The following is a 17714-nucleotide window of genomic DNA, read 5'->3' on the forward strand; positions in this document are numbered from 1 at the left end:
ACGAGCCGAGAATATTGAAAGTGCGATCGCTGCTTATTCTGCTGCACTGGAAGTTAGAACCCGCAGCGCTTTTCCCCAAAACCATGCAGAAACTTTGTTCAATTTCGGCAGGTTATACCAAGATGAAAAACAATTTGACTTAGCTTACAATACCTTTGTCTCTGCCATTGCTACCATAGAAGCTTTGCGCGGAGATATTATTTCTAGTGAAGAAGCCAAGCGTAAACAAGCAGAAGAATGGAATCAACTTTATATACGCATGGTGGAAGTTTGCCTAGCATTGGCAAGAGACACCGAGGCAATAGAATATATTGAACGTAGCAAAACCCGCAATTTAGTAGAACTGCTAGCCAAAGCAACATTAACCAGTCCAGAAGATTCGTCTTTAGTTGGTAGCAGCATTGACTTTGGAGTAATTCAAAACCTCTTAGATAACAACGCTGCAATCATCGAATGGTACCTTTTTAATGATTGTTTTCGTGCTTTTATCATCACCCGCGACAACAACAAGCCAATAATCTGGCATTCTAGTAAACAAGACTTAGATGAATTAATTCATTGGAGAAATGAATATCTAGGTGACTACTACAACCTGCAAGATGAAAATAAAATTGGCTCTCCTAGAGTGGTTATGATAAAATACTATAAATAAAATAGATAACTGCTCATATTTTTATCATAAAAAACATCTCAAAGCGAGTCTAGGGTAGAGATACAAAAATAATTAGAACTAGAAAACATAAAAAAGGTTGAGATAAGAATTAGTGATTTAATAAATATGCCATCTAATCCCTTGCTGCACTTTATTACTAAAGTTATTAATCTTGAAGATATCAAGGTTATTAATTATGACTTTATCACTGATGATGAAATAGTCATAGAAGTCGAAAATAAGCTAAAAGTTGGTCAATGTCCACACTGTGGACATATAACTGATAAAATCCATCAAAATCATTGGTATACAGTCAGAGATATACCTCTGAGTGATTATCAAGTATTGTTAAAAGTAAATCGTCGGCAATTGAGATGCACAAAATGTCGTCAAGTCTTCAGTGAGTCACTAGATTTTATAAAAACTAGAAGAACCTATACAAAAAGACTAGGGATGAAAGTAATTAAGGAAGTATTAGAAACGAATGTAGAGAGTGCAGCCATCAGAAATAGAATGACAGCATCGGAGGTAGAAACCTTATTAAAAGAACAAGAAGCTGATTTACTCAAAGAAAAACCTCTTCAGCTAAAAAAGTTAGGTATAGATGAAATAACCCAGCTAAAAGGAGGAAAAAACTATGCGGCTGTATTAGTAGATTTAGAAACAAGAAAACCAATAATGTTGTTGGAGAAAAGAAATAAAGCCGTCATAGCAGAATACTTATCAAGCCTAGGTTCAGAGGTATTAAATCAAATAGAAGAAGTCAGTATAGACTTATGGATACCCTATAAAAGTTTAATCCAAGAAATGCTACCAAATGCTCAAGTAGTAGCCGATAGATTCCATGTAATGAAACAAATAAATCAGGAGTTAGATGAAAGAAGAAAGCAGGAAAAACGGGCAGCAGTCAAAATTAAAAATCGGCAAGAGAGAGAGGATAAATTAGCAGGATTAACTCACAGTAAATACCCTTTATTAAAGAAAAAAGAAAGCCTCAATGATCAGGAAAAAGCCAAGATAAATTCACTGCAAAAACTCGCTCCAGAATTAGGAGAAATGTATCGAAATAAAGAAGCAATTAGAGATATATTTGAAAGTCACATAACCAGTGATGAAGCCTTATATAAATTCCTGGAATGGACTCAAACGGCTTATAAATTTTTCCCAAAAAGTTGTCGAACCATTAGTAGATGGATAGATGAGATTCTCGCTTATTTTGATCACAGAACTACTCAAGGTATTGTTGAGGGGATTAATCAGAAAATTAAGCTCATTAAAAGAAGGGCTTATGGCTTAACTAACTTTAATAATTTTAGAAGAAGGATTTTACTGAATTGGTATTTCTGTTGTTAATTTAGCATATCTAGTCTGGGAGAGCCATAAAATTCAATGGCAGAATCAGCTAGAAGAACGCCTGAAAAAGTTATCAGAAATTCTGCATCTTGAGGAAGTATTAGAACAACTACCCAAACAATGCGACAGATTAATATTTATTCCCCATCGCTACTTACACCTGTTTCCTCTCCATGCTTTACCTGTCAAGGAATCATACTTAATTGACTTGTTCCCCAACGGCGTAGGCTATGCACCCAGTTGTCAACTTCTGCAAAAAGTCCAACTGCATCAACGTCCTGATTTTCAATCTTTCTTTGCTATCCAAAACCCCACAGAAGATTTATATCAAAACTACGAAAAAGATTTAGGAGCAGTTGCAGCCATCAAAAAACAGTTTAGTGATACTAAGATTTTGAAGCAAGACCAAGCCAAAAAGTCAGCAATTCTGCTTGGCATTAATGAAAATCTTCACAATGTCACACTAAATGAAAAATTACTGAAAGCTAACTCTGTCTTTTTCTTCTGTCATGGATACTTTAACTCTAATTCTCCCCAAGATTCTGGTTTACAGTTAGCTGATGGAAACCTGACTTTAGCAGATATCATTACTCACTTCAAACTAGAAAACTGTCGCCTAGTCACTCTCTCCGCTTGCGAAACTGGTTTGACCGACTTCACAAGTACGAGTGATGAATACATTGGTTTACCCAGTGGATTTTTGTTAGCTGGTAGCACCAATGTAGTCAGTAGCCTTTGGACTGTCAGCGCTACAGCTACAGCTTTATTAATGATTAAATTTTACGAAGAACTACAGCAACAAAGTAATATTGTATTAGCTTTAAATACAGCACAATGTTGGTTAAGGGATACCACAGTCAAAGGCTTTCAAGATTGGCTGAATCACTCCTCACTCAGTCTAGTTTGGCAGGCACAACTAAATCAATACTTTACTGATAATCATGAAAATGCCTCAACCAAACCTTTTATATCACCTTTCTATTGGGCTGCTTTTTGTACTATAGGTAAAGGAGTTTAGAAAATGTCAGTTTATAGAAATAGCATCCAAGCTTTTATTCAAGTGCTTGACTCTCAGTCAAATTTGATTCCGACTCAAGACTGGAATGAACTGCACCAACTATCGATTCAGTTACCAGAAGACAATGAGAAAATTTCAGAAATCATAGAAAATTGGTTGCAACCAGAATCCCGTAGTCAACTTCTAGAAGCCTACAAACAATATCTGAAATCACTCACTGCTGCATCTCATATTGATGTAGATAGAAACATAGGAATAGCTAATAGCAAATCACAGACTCCAGTCAATCAACCTAGTGAATCATCAAAGGAACTTGTAGATAACGCCATAAAAAAGAACTCTCCTTTATCTGACAACACAAAAAATAACCAACAACATTAAAAATAGTAGGTTGGGTTGACTTCAGGAAACCCAACATCATCAAGACTTTGTTAGGTGGCGCTATCACTTAACCTAACCTACAAAATATAAAAACTACAAAATATAAAAACAAGCAAAAATCTTGAAGAATTTCAGCCTCAGTCTCTATGCTTTTCATCTCCGCCACACCCTAACTGAACTTCCCGGTGAAGTTGTGGCAAATGCTAATCTATTGTGGGAAAATTTAGTAAAAGTGGGTGAAAATTCGCTAACTTTTGTGGGGTTGAAAGACTTACGCTCAAAGTTAATTTGCTATCAAAATAATATATACAACCCCAAGAGGGAAATAGGAAGAATACCAGAACGCTTAATTGATGCTCAAGATTTAGATTTGGGTAGTCTCCCCACACCAGAAGGCTTTAAAATTAATGCTAATCTTCAGCCTTTCTTGCTTAACGATACCTACGCAGTTGATTTAACGCTGGTTCCAGAATCACCAAACATTTCCATAGACATACCACAACTGCAACATTTTAAACCAAGTTCCCTACTACCATCTAATATTCAAGCATCTTTAGGACAAACATTATCGATTTATGGAGAAGTAGATCCAACTGAAGATTGTGATACACTAGCTGAAAAATTAGCCATAGCCTTAGTAGCTGGCACAAATTTAAATCCAGTACGAATACAACAGGGAGAACTATTTGGTAGTCTTTTATTTGAATACCAAGCACTTGACCCCGATGAACCAGATAATCCTACTAAACAATGCCACATTTTAATAGTCATTAATAATAGTCAAGCTGCAACAGGAACACTTGCAGCAGAAGCTTATGACTGGTTGCTAAATTTACTTTGTAGCTACCACAAAATACTTTACATTTATCAACAAGCTCGTCAACGCTACCGAGAAGCGAGAGCAATTTATGGTGATTTAGAAAATAAAATTAAAGAATTTAATAGACTGATATCTAAAAAGCAAACACAATTATCTGGCTTAAAAAGCTTAATGGTAGAAATCCCCAAAAAAAGCTTTGATTACACCAGATGCTTGCAAGATTTACAAACGCACCACACGGCAATTACTACTAATATTACTAATTACAGAATTTGTTTAGAGAACATTCAAAACATTGATGGCGGGAATAGCCCCCAATCCTGGCAAGATTTTATTAATAAAGACTGTAAAAAATGGCAAGAACAAATACAAACAGATATTAACTATTTGACTCCAGGTCAAGAATTGTTTGGTCAGTTAGTTGATACTATCCGAGGTATAGTAGAAACAGAACAAGCCGAGAGCGATCGCTCTTTAGAAAACACCATCCAAAGATTAGGTATTGGCTTCGGTGGTGGTGCAATTGTCTCAGGGATTCTCACCCAATATATTGATGAAAATCATAATCCCTTAGCTATTATCTCACCCCAAAATCCACCCCATCCCATTTATGCAACTGTAATTTTCAGTTTTCTAGCAACATTATTTTTCATAGGTTTGGGTTGGCTGATGACGAAACGCAAATAAGCCTGGTTTTGAGCAATATTATTCCATCAAATTATCACTTACAGGTTCACCTGGGTAGAAGCGATCGCTCTGAATTTCTGTCAAACTATATAAACATTGCTGGGGAAAAGTCGAGAATGGCAAGTTGGTTTCACCTGATGCTAAATCTCTAGCATTTTCGTAGACTTCTGGTAATGCTTCTTCCATGTAAGGCTTCAGGCTGGGATTCTCGCTCAATAACTTGATAATTTCCCGCCGTTGTACTCTAATTGTTGCTAACCAACTCCGACTGCGTTTGCTTGATTGAAATTCCCACTTTAGTAAATGTGCAATTAAAATACTCAAGCGATTTCGTAATTCTTGACGTTCCCTTCTCCCCAAAGATGCGATTTCTTCAATTAAATTGGGCAAATCAAGCTGGTTCCATTCATGTCCACGCAGCAGGTTAGCTTGTTGCTGAGTCCAGGCGTAAAAGTCACTTTCATAGAGGTTGGCTTTCAGGTTTGCCGATGATTTTCCGGTTTGTGGTGTTTGCATGGTCAAAACCTGGAGGATATTCTTTCATTTTAATCAAGAAGCGATCGCCTACCACATCTTTGACAAAATTAAAACGTGACTACACTCCGAATTGATTCACCTTTGTGCATCAAATCAAAAGCATCATTAATTTGCTCAATAGGCATCACATGAGTAATTAAATCGTCAATATTTATCTTCCCGTCCATATACCAATCAACAATTTTCGGCACATCGGTACGCCCCCTCGCACCACCAAAGGCTGAACCTTTCCAAACGCGCCCGGTGACTAGTTGAAAAGGACGAGTGCGAATTTCTTGTCCAGCACCCGCAACACCAATAACCACACTCACACCCCAACCTTTATGGCAGCATTCTAAGGCTTGACGCATGACGTTGACATTGCCAATACATTCAAAACTATAATCAGCGCCGCCTTTTGTTAAATCTACCAAGTAGGGAACTAAATCACCTTCAACTTCTTGGGGATTCACAAAATGCGTCATCCCAAACTTTTCTGCTAAAGCGCGTTTACTGGGATTAATATCTACCCCGACAATCATATTTGCGCCTACCATCCGCGCCCCTTGGATGACATTCAAGCCAATACCGCCTAAGCCGAAAACCACGACATTGGCACCTGGTTCCACTTTCGCTGTATTAATTACTGCACCTACACCAGTAGTTACACCGCAACCGATATAACAAACCTTATCAAACGGCGCATCTGGGCGAATTTTAGCTACAGCAATTTCTGGTAACACTGTGTAATTAGAAAACGTAGATGTCCCCATGTAGTGATGAATCATTTCTCCACCAATACTAAAGCGACTAGTGCCATTAGGCATGACACCACGTCCTTGGGTGAGGCGAATTGCTTGACAGAGGTTGGTTTTGAAGCTCAGACAATATTCACACTGTCGGCATTCTGGGGTATAAAGAGGGATTACATGATCTCCGGGTTTGACGCTAGTTACACCAGCGCCCACCTCCACCACCACACCAGCGCCTTCATGTCCTAAAATTGCCGGAAACAAACCTTCAGGATCATCACCGGAAAGGGTGTAAGCATCGGTATGGCAAACTCCAGAAGCTTTAATCTCAATTAAAACTTCCCCGGCTTGGGGTGGCGCTAGTTCAACGGTTTCAATAGTTAACGGCTTACCCGCGCCGTAAGCGATCGCTGCTTTAACTTCCATTCTGTTATCAAAGTTGCGTCATGGGCTGTTATGAGTTTATATCAGGGAAGGTAGAGAGTAACGCATTCCCCACGGATAAATCCGGGGGCTTTTAGTAGCCCTGAGAAATAGCGGCTTGGTTCCTGTTCAGGTTCCGAAACACTACCCCCCTAACCTCTAGGCGCGGTTACGATTAAACAGAGGATGGACTCATCCCCACGCCCCAAAAACACATTATTTTGCTACTTAGCAAGCAGTGTGTTTTTACCCTATCAAGGCTACGCGACAGCCTTTGTGTCTACTGGCACAACCGTTTCTGTGGGGTTACACAGTGCCTCTGCCCATTTCGACATACATTTATTATCCCATGGCCAAGTCTTTTTCGACAGCGTTCGCGTTAGCGTGCCTTGGGCTGCTATAAAATCGCCAACGCCTTGCCCCCATGTCTAAAGTCAGGGGCTTCCACGACGTTGATCATTTGGTGGTTTTTATGACTTTTTTGTAAATTAACTAATGAAGACAGAGACTCCTGCTACAAGCGTTCTGAGTATGCAGCATGGGGTATCCCAGAATATTGGATTTACGACCTAATTAAATGGTATGTACCGCTAAATTAGACATCCTGCGTCATCAAACCAGATTATTATTTGATTTTCACCCTTGGGTAACAATCCTAAGATAGAGTCAGGTTATTTTGACCGGAGCATCAAATATGGTGTCAACACAATTACTCAACACACTGCAAGGCCTTAGTCGTGCTGAAAAACTTTATGTTGTGCAAGTTTTGATTTCAGAATTAGCCCAACAGGAGGCAGATTTAATCAAATCAGAACAATCTTATCCCGTCTGGTCTCCATATAATGCTTTTGAAGCAGCAAACACTATGCTAGAAGTTTTACAAACAACGCAAAATCAAAACAATGCCGAGGGTTGAGCAATTTCCCTTTGTCAACGCGGACAAAACATTGGGGGAGGCTGGTTTTCGACCTCAAATGCCGATTACACTGGCTAATCAGCAGTGTTCTATCACAACATCTGCGCTGTTAGATACAGGAGCAACAGTCAACGTGTTGCCATATCAAATAGGTATCGATTTGGGGTATGTTTGGGAACGTCAAACAGCAACTTTGAACCTAACAGGGAATCTGGCTGAGTATGAAGCCCGTGTTGTAGTCATTGAGGCGATAGTTGCTCAATTTGAACCTGTGCAACTTGTATTTGCGTGGACAAAAGCTGTACAAGTTCCTTTAATTTTAGGGCAAGTAAATTTTTTCATGGAGTTTGATGTTTGTTTTTATCGCTCACAGCTCTATTTTGTAGTTAGTCCTAAGAAGAAAAATCCACAGTGAGGATGTCAACAAGGACTAATCAATCTGCTTCCTAATTCATGCAAGTTCAGGAGGAAAATTACTGTGATGCCTCTTCTCTCTCCACTTGCTCTGGCGTCCAGAATGATAGAATGGCTTTTTTCTCCGAGATTGGTACATTAGTTACAGGCGGTAAACCTGGATAATGGTACCGATCCGCCATTATTTTGTTAACTTTGATCTTATCTCTATTTTCGCAAAGCTTATGAACCCTGCCCTAACTAGAATTGGCGCTCAAATGTCCAACTTAACTGGCGTCCGAGCGATTATGAAGGACATTATCGAAACGTTAAAAGCTGGGGCGGGGCAAGAATTTATGAATTTGAGTGCCGGTAACCCGCTGATTTTACCGGAGGTGGAACAGTTATGGCGGGATTGTACCGCGGAATTATTAGCTAGTCCGGACTATGGCGAAGTGGTTTGTCGTTACGGTTCTAGTCAAGGTTATGGGCCGTTAATTGAGGCGATCGCCAACGACTTTAATAAGCGCTATGGTTTAAAGTTGACGGAACGTAATATCCTGATTACACCCGGCAGCCAAAGCCTTTATTTCTACGCTGCTAATGCCTTTGGAGGCTACACAACTGACGGTGACCTCAAACAAATCGTTTTGCCCCTCAGTCCCGATTATACGGGTTACGGCGGCGTTACTTTAGTTCCAGAAGCCTTAATCGCTTACAAACCCACCCTAGATATTGATGCACCTGCTCACAGATTTAAATATCGTCCAGATTTTAGCCAACTAGCAATTACAGAAAATACGGGTTGTGTGATTTTCTCTCGTCCTTGTAACCCCACGGGTAATGTACTGAGTGACGAAGAAGTTAAAAAAATTGCGGCTTTGGCTGCACCTTTTGATGTACCTGTGTTGATTGACTCAGCTTATGCGCCTCCTTTCCCGGCGTTGAATTTTACGGAAATGACACCTGTATTTGGTGGTAATATTTTGCACTGCATGAGTTTATCCAAGGTGGGATTACCCGGAGAACGCATCGGTGTTGCCATTGGTGATGAAAGCATGATTCAAGTTCTGGAGTGCTTCCAGACAAATTTGTGTATTCATCCATCAAGATACGGGCAGGCGATCGCAGCTTTGGCAATTAATTCTGGTGCTTTGCCAGCAATAGCCGCAGACGTTATTCGTCCGTTTTATCAGAAAAAATTTACTGTATTAGAAGATACGTTAGATGCAGCCATGCCTCAGGATTTACCTTGGTTCTTGCATCGGGGTGAGGGGGCGATATTTGCTTGGTTGTGGTTACAGGATCTACCAATTACTGATTGGGAATTTTACCAGCAACTCAAGCAGGTGGGTGTAATAGTTGTCCCTGGTAGTACGTTCTTCCCTGGTTTGCGGGAAGAGTGGCCACACAAGCATCAATGTTTACGTATTAGTTTGACTGGTAGTGATGAGGAGATTGTCACGGGAATGCAGCGTTTAGCAAAAGTGGCTGAACAAGTTTATCAGCGTGCTGTTGTGAGTGCCTAAGATTATGAAAACGAACCGCCAAGGCGCGAAGAAGAGGCAGGGGAGCAGGGAGCAGGGAGCAGGGGGGAAGTTTACCAACCTACTCCCTATTCCTGATGAATGGTTGGAAATTGGTAAGATTGTCTCTCCTCAAGGGTTATGTGGAGAGTTGCGGGTGTATCCCCAATCGGATTTTCCCGAACGATTTGAGGTTCCGGGGACACGTTGGTTGTTGCGTCCGGGTGAGAGGGAACCGCAGCCTGTGGAGTTGTTGGGAGGGCGTTATATTGAAGGGAAAAATTTGTATGTGATTGAGTTAGCTGGGGTGGAAGATCGTAACCAAGCTGAAGAGATGCGTGGTTGTAAATTGATGGTACCAGCAAGCGATCGCCCCCCATTGGGTGAAGATGAATATCATGTCATCGATTTGATTGGTGTGGAAGTCTTCATGCAAGAATCTGGGGAACTTGTGGGTACTGTGGTAGATGTGATTCCGGCTGGTAATGATTTACTGGAAGTAAAGTTGCATCAACAAAATGAAGCTGTTGAGGGAGAAAAAACAAAACCCCCCAAGACTATTTTGATCCCATTCGTTACTGCGATCGCCCCTGTAGTAGATTTGCCAGCCCATCGTATTGAAATTACGCCACCCCCTGGGTTAATGGAATTAGCAACTTGACCAAAAGATAAGGTTTAAAGCCGAGTGGAATTGTGGGCGATAGCTCCCCTGCTTTTTCACTTCCCCAAAGGGGGTTTCCCTACTTCTTAATTTCCCCCAACTGCTGGGCCACCCCCCCTTCCTCGGAAAGTATCAAAGTTGTTGCAGCCATTACAATCATCATTACCACAACTAGCCCCAGTATGGCTGTTCGTTGTCTAAATTTGATTGCCGCAAATAAAATATCTATGGTAGTTTCACCACCCGTAACTTGAAGTGGTTTCAATGCTTTTAAAGCAGCAGCTGCATTGGCATAGCGATGTTTACACTTGCGTTCCACCATTTTTGCCAACCATGATTTAAAATTCGGGTTCAGTTGGGGTACTAATGTCTGGAAATGAAACCGATATTTATGATCTATCAACTTGCCAATATCAATAGAACGGGTATTAGTGAGTAGGCAAATTAGTGTTCCCCCCAAACTATACAAATCTGAGGATTGGTTGAGGGTATAACCAAGTTGTTCTTCTGGTGGCATAAAACCCGGCGTTCCAGAGGCAAAACTACTCAGAGCTATTTTTGCACCTTGTATCCGCGCCAATCCAAAATCAACTAGATAAGCGTTTAGTTGCTCATCTACTAAAATGTTTTCTGGTTTAATATCTCGATGAATAATCGGGTTGACTTGCTGTTGCAAATAAACCAAAATTTCTAAAATTGATATAGCTATTTGCTTGATTTCTTCTGGTTGAAATTTGTGTTGCCAAGTCAATGATTGAGCATTTTTATACTCTTGTACCAGATAAAAATTACCGGATAATTCAAAACATTCTATGTAGCGAGGGATGCGGGGATGATCAAGTTGTTGGAGGATTTGAATTTCACGTTCATAAGTTTTCAACCCAAACCAGTCTGCACTTGTTCTAGCAACATTGAATTTTTTAATCACTACCTGCTGATCAGATTTACAGCCATTAGCTAGGTAAGTAACCCGTTCTTCTTGTTGATTGTGTCCTAGTTCTTTAATAACTTGATAGCCTAACTCAGAAAAATCAGGATAATCATTTAAAGGAATTGCCTCTCGCTTATGTACATCAAGCTCCATTACACACACCATTTGAGTCTGATTTTGTCAAGGTGCAATTAAAAAATTAAGAGGTACTCACCCAGTATTGTTAGCCGCTTTTTTGCCCTATCCATACAAAGACGCTATCAAAACAAACCTGTCTTTGCATCTACTTTAGGACTTACGCAAAAACTATCTGAAACTCTGAATAATTTTGCATAAGTCCTCTACTTAAAGCCTAGATATCCAAAGGACATCTATCTGCTCAATGATTAACTTTGCGCTAACCAATTGACAATCTGGGCATTGACAATATCTGGAACTTCGTCATGAGGACAATGACCAGCGTTAGGAATGGGAATAATCTTGATGTCTTTGCCATTCTCACACGCTTCTTCATATATCTTGGCCCCGGTAATTGGTGTCCAAGGGTCATCAGCACCCCAAATTACTAATAAGGGACGTTCTATTTTGGGCAAGAGTTCCCCAGGTGTAGGGCCAGGAGGCGCTGTAAGAATGGAAGCAAAAACTTGCTGCGCGCCGGGATCGCAAGATGGAGTATAAAGAATATCAACTAATTCATCGGTAACGGCTTCACGATTACGATAAACTTGGTATAAAGTACGACGAATTTGCGATTTTTGACGAATGCGATTATACACAAATTTACCAGTGATAGGCGATCGCACAAATCCATTAAAAGCTGCCATCACTGCCCTTAACGGTGGGTTCAATTCATGGGGACGATGACTCAAACCACCAGCTGAGTTAATTAAAACACCACCAGCAGCAATTTCGGGATGTTCTGCTAGCACCATTAAGCTTAAAAGGGCGCCAATGGAGTTACCAATAAATACCGCAGGTTCTTGGATATGTGCGTGCCAAAAATCTTTCAGCAGTTCTACCCATACTTCCACTGTGTAATTAATTAGTGCTTTATCAGAACCACCAAAACCTAAAAGATCCAAAGCAAAAACCTGATACCCAGCATTAGCTAAAACTGGAATATTTTTTCGCCAATGTCCAATGGAAGCACCAAAACCATGAACCAATACCAAAGGGCGACCTTTGCCCATGACAGTATATTGAATTTTGTGTCCTTGCCAAGTCCAAATAAGTTTTTCTAAGGTGACTGAAGGTAGCTGCTGTGTAGTTCCGGTCATTATTAAAATTCGTAAAGTATTGTTCTATATAGTATTGTCGCTGAACATTAATAATTCCGGACAAAAAGCTCAGAGGTTAGGGGCTAGATTTGAGGATTCATAGATTAAAGTCAATGTTATTTTCATTACCAACCAGGGATTAATAAATACAGGGGTACTTGTATCTTTTGCCTTACGAGGAGTGAAAACCTGCATGAGCAAGTTATGTCTTAGATCCAAGAATCCCCGTCTCTGGTGCTGAAGGCTGCGACCCTGGTAAATCTAGTCCCCACTGTGGTAGTAACGATGAAGGTGGACGCACACCCGGAGGAAGGTAATCCATTAAATCTGGTTTTTGACTTGCGTTCAAGTCTCCGCTTTTTTGGGTAAGCCGACTGGACTGACAGGACTAAATTAGTGCAAAAAAATTGTAGGTTGGGTGACGTAGGAAACCCAAAATCATTGGCAGCGTTGGTTTGCGATGCGCTTAAACCAACCTACATCTCATGCACCATTTTAGCTTTGCCACTTACTTACATTCACTCATTACTAAATGGCGGTAATTCGTTAAGAATGGTAAAGCGAATGTGATTAATTGCTAAGTCACCAAGAGGGATGTCATCTTTAGTCAACCTGATACCTTGACTGCTCAAAGTTTCAAAGGAAATACCTTTACCAATTTCAATGTGATACCAACATAAGCCCATAAAAAAGCGTGTAGGATATGGGCCACCGTGACCCACATCATCAGGATTAGATTCCATTGGTAGCCAGCCAAAACCTGGAATGTAAAACTCTAACCAAACATGGTTAAAGTCTGGTTGTAATGGCACTCCTTGGTGTTCGCTATGGGGAGGACATTTATATCTACCGACGGTGCGACAGGGGATGCCATTTAAGCGACACAAAGCTAGTAAAACGCCAACATACTCGCCACAAGAACCAACACCTCGTTCTAAGACCAAATCTGGGGTGTCAATGTAAGGCTTAATGCCATAAGACAACTCGTCATAAACGTAGTTGCGAATGTTGTACATTTTTCGCAGCACATTGGTTTCCGAACCAATAGCCTCATGGGCTGCACGACGGACGATGGTTGTCTCCATTGCCAAATCGTCATCATCAACTAGGTAGCGCTCTTGAAATTCTGGTGATAGTCCAGGAATATCTTCTACGTCTCTAGGTGTAATGCGATACTTGATGCCGCGAACTTCTAACAAAGCTTTCCAACCAAAGATATGTCTTTCGCCGGGAGTGAGGGTATCAAATTTAAAGACTGCTACACGTTGCCCATCAATGACTTCTTCGGTAAAAGGCATACCAATGGGTTCAATATGTTTTACCTTTTGACGTTCAGTTTCTGATGGTAGGGCAATGCGCCATTCTACCGCTGGCAAATACACCTCTTCTAAAGGGGCAATTTCCTCAGCATAGGACATTTCAATCAGGTAGCCGTTAGAGAGGGCGTAGTGCTTATCTGGGTCGTGATGATAATGCAGCGGATGAATAAAAGTGCGATCGCGGTAAGTTAATTCATGATTCGGGTCAGCATTGGGGTTATCCCGAATATAAGGCTCATCTGAGGCATAAGCGACAAACAGTGTTTCTTTACCTGTTTCATCATTGGTATGGATAGCAATACCGGTAGGAGAGTCAAATGGCGTGAGGACACTAAATTGAATTTCCCCCGTAGCCCTATCCATAGCGTAAACTGTTTGCTCAGTGCGATCGCAAACCCAAAGGATATCTTGACTCACTGCCAAATTTTCTATACCAACCCCAGGTGCGTAAAACCTAGTGATTTCTTTGCGGGTTTCCCGATCAAAAATTAAAATAGATCCAAGCTTTTGGCAGCTAACATAAACTGTCGATTCCCAAACAGCCACGCCATCAGCAGCGTAAGGCAAGGTGGCAAAATGCTCTAGACCTAAAGACGAGAGCTTAGACAAGTAAACACTGTTTTCACGCGTTACCCACAATGAATCTGACCACACTGCTAAACCTGTAACTTCACTAAATTCCTTTACCTGGTGAGGATTGAGGATTTTGCTATTGTCAGAGGCGGGATCAATTTCCAGTAAATGCCCTTTGGGAGTATCAATGGCAAGTAGCGTATCTTTGATGAAAGCAATGCCACACAGTGCGGCAGCTGTTAGCGGTCGAATCGTCCTTTGACCAAACATCTGGCTAGCAATCAAACTAGGGAGTGCAAAACTTATATTACGCATATTTATTTAACGGTTTAGCACGCCTAAAATTTATTTTGGCGTATACTTTGTCATCCACCCAGTGAATTTTATCGTTCACTATCTTGAATAAAATGTCTGGAAAAACACGGTGCATCAAGTAATAGTACCTAAGTAGCCGGAAAAATATCAGCAAGTTACTGGCATCACAGCCATAAATGTAACTTTAGTTGATGCTTTTCCCGTCATGCCTAAATTATGATCGAATTTTGTAACCATTTCCTCTGTCATACACAATGTCTGCTAATTCGTTGCCTGTTCACGAAGCATCTCCATCAGGAGAAGATCCCGCCGTTTGGCATAGTTTGGAAGTTGATAAAGCACTAGACCTGCTTGATAGTAACGCAGACCGTGGCTTAACATCCCCAGAAGTGCAACAACGGGTGCAAAAATACGGCCCCAATGAACTAGAAGAAAACGAAGGTCGCGGCGCTTGGGAAATTTTACTGGATCAGTTCAAGAACATTATGTTGTTGATGCTGATTGCCGTAGCTTTCATTTCCGGGTTTTTAGACTTCATGGCCTGGCAAGCAGGAGAATTTGACCCTGGTGAAGTGCCATTTAAAGATACGATCGCAATTATGGCTATCGTCATTCTCAATGGCGTACTGGGCTATGTCCAAGAAGCCAGGGCCGAAAAAGCTTTAGCTGCACTGAAAAAACTGACTTCTCCTTTAGTGCGAGTCCTCCGTAACGGCAAATTGATGGAGATAGCAGCCAAGGAACTGGTACCAGGAGATGTCATGCTGCTGGAAGCCGGGATGCAGATAGCAGCAGACGGACGCTTGATTGAACAATCGAATCTACAAGTGCGGGAGTCAGCACTCACAGGGGAAGCGGCATCTGTAAACAAGCAAGCAAGTTTATTATTGCCTGAAGAAACATCATTGGGCGATCGCCTGAATTTAGTCTTTCAAGGCACAGAAGTCGTCCAAGGACGCGCCAAGGTATTAGTAACAAACACTGGGATGCAAACGGAACTTGGTAGAATTGCTACCCTGTTGCAGTCAGTGGAAAATGAACCGACTCCTTTACAGCAACGGATGACCCAACTAGGTAATGTCCTGGTGACAGGTTCTCTAGTTCTGGTAGCTTTTGTGGTTGTTGGTGGGATTATTCAAGCCAGAGGTTTTAGCAACCTCCGAGAATTGCTAGAAATTTCCTTGAGTATGGCGGTGGCTGTAGTTCCTGAGGGTTTACCGGCAGTAATTACCGTGACCCTGGCACTAGGAACCCAGCGTATGGTACGTCATAATGCTTTGATTCGTAAGCTACCAGCAGTGGAAACTTTGGGTTCTGTAACTACTATTTGTTCTGACAAGACTGGCACCCTCACCCAAAACAAAATGGTGGTGCAATCAGTTTATATCAATAATAATGCTTTTCGGGTCACCGGAGAAGGTTATGCTCCCACAGGCGATTTTCAGTTAAATACTCAAACAATCCCCGTAGAAGATTATCCAGAAATCTCCGCTTTGCTTGTGGCCTGTGCCGTCTGTAATGACTCGGTGCTACAAAAAGAAAAAGGTGAATGGGCAATTTTGGGAGATCCCACCGAAGGTGCATTAATCACCTTGGCAGGTAAAGCCGGAATTGAAAAAGACCAATGGCAGAACAAATTACCCCGCATTGGCGAATTTCCCTTTTCCTCAGAACGCAAACGCATGAGTGTTGTGTGTCAAGGGCGGGGAAATGGAGAGCAAGGGGATGAGACAACTCCAGTTACCCCAAATTCTTCCCCTACTCCCTACTCCCTACTCCCCACTCCCTATGTAATGTTTACCAAAGGTTCACCAGAACTAACCTTGGCGCGTTGTACTCAGATTCATTTGGGTAATCACTCAGATCCATTAACTGATGCACAACGCCAAAAAATTCTGGCAGAAAATGACCAGATGGCCAGTAAAGGTTTGCGGGTACTTGGTTTTGCTTACAAACCCTTGGCAGAAATTCCCCCGGAAGGGTCAGATGAGACATCGGAGACAAATTTAGTCTGGCTAGGCTTAGTGGGAATGCTGGATGCCCCGCGCCCAGAGGTGAGGGCAGCAGTACAAGAGTGTCGTGAGGCAGGCATTCGCCCCATCATGATTACAGGCGACCACCAATTAACTGCCCAAGCGATCGCCTTTGATTTGGGAATTGCCCAGGAAGGTGATAGAGTCCTCACAGGCCAAGAATTACAGCGCATGAGTGACCAGGAACTAGAGCAAAATGTTGACCTGGTAAGCATCTACGCTAGGGTTTCCCCAGAACACAAACTGCGAATTGTCCAAGCACTACAACGTCGGGGACGATTTGTAGCCATGACCGGCGATGGTGTTAATGATGCCCCAGCCTTGAAACAAGCTGACATTGGCATTGCAATGGGCATCACTGGCACAGATGTGAGTAAAGAAGCTAGTGATATGGTGCTACTGGATGACAACTTTGCGACCATTGTCGCCGCAACTAAAGAAGGCAGAGTTGTTTACACCAATATTCGCCGCTTTATTAAATACATCCTCGGTAGTAACATTGGCGAAGTTCTCACCATTGCCTCAGCCCCACTTCTCGGACTGGGAGGTGTTCCCCTGACGCCATTACAAATTCTCTGGATGAACTTAGTCACAGACGGTTTACCAGCCTTAGCATTAGCTGTGGAACCTCCAGAACCAGATGTCATGAAGCGCCCGCCTTTTAATCCCCGTGAAAGTATTTTTGCGAGAGGGTTAGGTTCTTACATGATTCGCATCGGGATTATCTTCGCCGTGATTTCGATTCTGTTGATGTTGTGGGCTTACAATCACGTCCAGTTAGTAACCGGGCCAGGACTCGATCCGCAACGCTGGAAAACAATGGTGTTTACTTCCTTATGTGTAGCCCAAATGGGTCATGCGATCGCCATTCGTTCTAACAACCGACTCACCATAGAGATGAATCCCTTCTCTAATCCTTTTGTCCTGGGGGCCGTGATTGTGACGACGCTTTTGCAACTCATGTTAATTTACGTCCCACCCCTACGGGCTTTCTTCGGTCTGCAATGGCTACCACTGAACGAATTAGCCATCTGTTTTGGTTTCAGTTCCTTAATGTTTGTCTGGGTTGAATTGGAAAAATTATTCTTCCGCTTTATGGGCAGGAAGAGTGTGTAAATGAATGAGGGAGTAGGGAGAAGAAGCAGGGGGGCAGGGGGCAGGGAGCAGG

Annotated in this window: 15 protein-coding genes and 2 pseudogenes; 11 read left to right on the forward strand and 6 right to left on the reverse strand. The window is 41.8% G+C overall.

Annotation, left to right across the window (positions count from 1 at the left end):
- From ACM0OS_RS23760 to ACM0OS_RS23780, 5 genes and pseudogenes are all read left to right on the forward strand, one after another.
- A pseudogene (locus ACM0OS_RS23760) lies at positions 1-652 on the forward strand (hypothetical protein); the annotation flags it as partial.
- Positions 653-778: 126 nt separating this feature from the next.
- Positions 779-2005: an ISL3 family transposase gene (locus ACM0OS_RS23765; RefSeq protein ID WP_414545644.1), complete on the forward strand. Its 1227-nt coding sequence runs from the start codon at positions 779-781 to the stop codon at positions 2003-2005.
- Positions 2006-2066: 61 nt separating this feature from the next.
- Positions 2067-3023 carry a CHAT domain-containing protein gene (locus tag ACM0OS_RS23770; protein ID WP_414545658.1) on the forward strand — a complete coding sequence of 319 codons (957 nt, stop codon included), beginning with the start codon at positions 2067-2069 and terminating at the stop codon, positions 3021-3023.
- Between the two features lie 3 nt (positions 3024-3026).
- Positions 3027-3404 (forward strand): hypothetical protein, encoded by a 378-nt coding sequence (locus ACM0OS_RS23775; RefSeq protein WP_414545645.1) that lies wholly within the window; start codon positions 3027-3029, stop codon positions 3402-3404.
- Between the two features lie 121 nt (positions 3405-3525).
- Positions 3526-4911, forward strand: coding sequence for a hypothetical protein (locus ACM0OS_RS23780; protein ID WP_414545646.1), 1386 nt, complete (start codon positions 3526-3528; stop codon positions 4909-4911).
- A gap of 18 nt (positions 4912-4929) precedes the next feature.
- Here ACM0OS_RS23780 and ACM0OS_RS23785 read toward each other — a convergent pair whose 3' ends face one another.
- Together ACM0OS_RS23785 and ACM0OS_RS23790 are read right to left on the reverse strand one after the other, a co-directional pair.
- Positions 4930-5427 carry a DUF29 domain-containing protein gene (locus ACM0OS_RS23785; RefSeq protein WP_414545647.1) on the reverse strand — a complete coding sequence of 166 codons (498 nt, stop codon included), beginning with the start codon at positions 5425-5427 and terminating at the stop codon, positions 4930-4932.
- A gap of 68 nt (positions 5428-5495) precedes the next feature.
- Positions 5496-6605, reverse strand: a complete 1110-nt coding sequence (locus ACM0OS_RS23790) for an S-(hydroxymethyl)glutathione dehydrogenase/class III alcohol dehydrogenase (RefSeq protein WP_414545648.1) — start codon at positions 6603-6605, stop codon at positions 5496-5498.
- Positions 6606-7096: 491 nt separating this feature from the next.
- Between ACM0OS_RS23790 and ACM0OS_RS23795 the strand changes: the two are divergent.
- The 5 genes and pseudogenes from ACM0OS_RS23795 to rimM form a co-directional block, all read left to right on the forward strand.
- Positions 7097-7171, forward strand: a pseudogene (locus ACM0OS_RS23795) (Uma2 family endonuclease); the annotation flags it as partial.
- Positions 7172-7296: 125 nt separating this feature from the next.
- Positions 7297-7518, forward strand: coding sequence for a hypothetical protein (locus tag ACM0OS_RS23800; RefSeq protein WP_414545649.1), 222 nt, complete (start codon positions 7297-7299; stop codon positions 7516-7518).
- On the forward strand, positions 7505-7933 hold the full coding sequence (locus tag ACM0OS_RS23805) for a hypothetical protein (RefSeq protein WP_414545650.1): 429 nt from the start codon (positions 7505-7507) through the stop codon (positions 7931-7933). The genes ACM0OS_RS23800 and ACM0OS_RS23805 overlap by 14 nt, the downstream gene beginning before the upstream one ends.
- 223 nt (positions 7934-8156) lie before the next feature.
- Positions 8157-9440 carry a valine--pyruvate transaminase gene (locus ACM0OS_RS23810; RefSeq protein WP_414545651.1) on the forward strand — a complete coding sequence of 428 codons (1284 nt, stop codon included), beginning with the start codon at positions 8157-8159 and terminating at the stop codon, positions 9438-9440.
- A 4-nt stretch (positions 9441-9444) separates the two neighbouring features.
- Positions 9445-10098, forward strand: a complete 654-nt coding sequence (gene rimM / locus ACM0OS_RS23815; RefSeq protein WP_414545652.1) for a ribosome maturation factor RimM — start codon at positions 9445-9447, stop codon at positions 10096-10098.
- A gap of 79 nt (positions 10099-10177) precedes the next feature.
- On the opposite strand, the gene ACM0OS_RS23820 is transcribed toward rimM, so the two are convergent.
- The 4 genes from ACM0OS_RS23820 to ACM0OS_RS23835 all read right to left on the reverse strand — a co-directional run bounded on the left by ACM0OS_RS23820 (position 10178) and on the right by ACM0OS_RS23835 (position 14513).
- The gene (locus ACM0OS_RS23820) at positions 10178-11182 is read right to left on the reverse strand and encodes a serine/threonine protein kinase (RefSeq protein WP_414545653.1); all 1005 of its coding nucleotides are present in this window, start codon (positions 11180-11182) and stop codon (positions 10178-10180) included.
- 233 nt (positions 11183-11415) lie between these two features.
- Positions 11416-12306, reverse strand: a complete 891-nt coding sequence (locus ACM0OS_RS23825; protein ID WP_414545654.1) for an alpha/beta fold hydrolase — start codon at positions 12304-12306, stop codon at positions 11416-11418.
- Between the two features lie 202 nt (positions 12307-12508).
- Positions 12509-12655, reverse strand: a complete 147-nt coding sequence (locus ACM0OS_RS23830; RefSeq protein ID WP_414545655.1) for a hypothetical protein — start codon at positions 12653-12655, stop codon at positions 12509-12511.
- A 169-nt stretch (positions 12656-12824) separates the two neighbouring features.
- Entirely contained in the window at positions 12825-14513 is a 1689-nt protein-coding gene (locus ACM0OS_RS23835) for a transglutaminase domain-containing protein (protein WP_414545656.1), read from the reverse strand.
- Between the two features lie 254 nt (positions 14514-14767).
- On the opposite strand from ACM0OS_RS23835, the gene ACM0OS_RS23840 reads away from it, so the two are divergent.
- Positions 14768-17662 (forward strand): cation-translocating P-type ATPase, encoded by a 2895-nt coding sequence (locus ACM0OS_RS23840; protein WP_414545657.1) that lies wholly within the window; start codon positions 14768-14770, stop codon positions 17660-17662.
- Positions 17663-17714 lie beyond the last annotated feature (52 nt).

Source organism: Nostoc sp. CCY0012 (genome assembly GCF_963920855.1).
GTDB lineage: Bacteria > Cyanobacteriota > Cyanobacteriia > Cyanobacteriales > Nostocaceae > Cyanocohniella.